2 protein-coding genes are annotated in these 1714 nt (G+C 70.2%); one reads left to right on the plus strand and one right to left on the minus strand.

The annotated features are described in order from the left end of the window. Positions 1–96: 96 nt before the first annotated feature. On the minus strand, positions 97–525 hold the full coding sequence (locus ACY45C_RS20295) for a DUF2795 domain-containing protein (protein ID WP_462189146.1): 429 nt from the start codon (positions 523–525) through the stop codon (positions 97–99). 143 nt (positions 526–668) lie between these two features. Between ACY45C_RS20295 and ACY45C_RS20300 the strand changes: the two genes are divergently transcribed. Next, on the plus strand, positions 669–1565 hold the full coding sequence (locus tag ACY45C_RS20300) for a Rieske (2Fe-2S) protein (RefSeq protein WP_462189147.1): 897 nt from the start codon (positions 669–671) through the stop codon (positions 1563–1565). Positions 1566–1714: the final 149 nt, after the last annotated feature.

The raw sequence follows: 1714 nt of genomic DNA on the forward strand, positions 1-1714 counted from the left end.
AGGAATCCGTCTCGTGGGCTCGGAGATGTGTATAAGAGACAGGCGTCATACCGACTACTTCATGATGTTGATCATATTACGGGTCATCGGACGGATTCAGTGGCGCCGTGACTCCACGTGGGGAGGGCCGGGTCGCAGTACCCGCCACAGCGCGCCCAACGAGGTGAACTGGATGTCGGGCGGCGCACCGGCGACCTCGTCAACCACCCGGTCCGGGGCGTGCTGATGACGTAGATGATCCATGATCTCGTCACGATTGGCGGGGAAGACCGCCCGGCCGAGCCAGCGGGCGAGCTCGGAGCGTTCCTCGACGTCCACCGGCGTCATCCCGGCCGGCGCACCGACCCGCGACCCAGCGGCATCCAGGTTCTGCGGGCCACCGGTCGCTTCCTCGGGGAACGGTTCAGCGGAGCGCCATTCCTCCGCCCGCGTGTCCCGCCCGGCCCGCACGAGCCCCTCGACCTCGTGCGCCATGATGTCGTCGCGCATAGGGCCGTGCTTGGTGCTTCCGCGATCCACTGCCATGTTCTCGTTCCTTTCCGCTGTTTCAGTGGTGCGCGCTGACGGACGAAGCAAACCCGCGATCAGGCCACCCGGCATCTCCGGCCAGCAGATGTTCACGGCCAGCAGATGTTCACGGCCAGCGATGGGCGGGAACACCGGCATCCATGGTGCGGATACCCCACAACGTGTTGGTCGGACCCGCCGAACGCCTGGAGCGGGCCGAAGCTCTCGACCCGGTGGCAGTAAAGATCCGTGACATGGTCCGCCGCTCCCTGCACGACGGCGCCATCCGGGACACCCTGCACGGCGTGCCGCTCGGCCACCCGCTGCATCCGGCGCTCGCCCAACTCCCCATCGGAACCTGGATCTCCGCGGGGATCGTGGACCTGCTCGCGGGACGTCACGAGGAGTCCGAACGGGCGGCCCGGGTGCTGATCGCCACGGGGTTGCTCGCAGCGGTCTCGGCCGCCGCCGCCGGCCTCGCCGACTACTCTGAGCTGCATGAGCGCCAGCTGCGGGTCGGGGTGGCGCACGCCGCGACGAACAGTCTGGCGGCCTGCTGCTACGCCGCCTCGCTCGGCATCCGGTCGCGTGGCAACAGCCGCCTCGGCCGTCGTCTCGCGCTGCTCGGCCTCGCCGCGGCCAGCACGTCGGCCTACCTCGGCGGTCATCTGGCTTACCGGCAGGCGTCGGGGGTCAACCACGCCGAGGAGGTACCCCACCTGCTGCCGCCCGGTTGGCATCCGCTCGCCCTTCTGGACGAACTGGCGGACGGCCGACCCGAGGTGCGGCTGTTGCGGGATGTGCCGGTCGTCCTCCTCCGGAAAGGAGACCACGTCGACGTACTGGCCGGCCGGTGCAGCCACCTGTCCGGACCACTGCACAAGGGAGAGATCATCCGAAGAGACGGCTTCACCTGCCTGCGCTGCCCCTGGCACGGCAGCACCTTCCGGGTGGCGGACGGCGCGGTGGTGCATGGTCCCGCGACCGCGCCCCAGCCGCGGTTCGATGTGTGGATCTCCGATGGTGAGGTCCGGGTACGGCTACCCGGGGCGGGATAGCTAACTGGGGCGGGATAGCGTCGAGGGGCTGTCCGCCGCGGAGCGGGGCGTCCCGGCGGCCGGGACGGCGGCCGGGCTGGCGGCGCCAGCCGAGCGATGTAGGCCCGCGCGGTCCGGGCCCGGGCGCCCGGTGGTGGCCATCTCGCCCA

The organism is Frankia sp. CcWB2, from assembly GCF_977927585.1.

What these genes read in the sequence shown, in the direction of transcription:
- ACY45C_RS20295 (WP_462189146.1), bottom strand. Translation starts at nt 525, where the DNA reads ATGGCAGTGGATCGCGGAAGCACCAAGCACGGCCCTATGCGCGACGAC.
- ACY45C_RS20300 (WP_462189147.1), top strand. Translation starts at nt 669, where the DNA reads ATGGTGCGGATACCCCACAACGTGTTGGTCGGACCCGCCGAACGCCTG.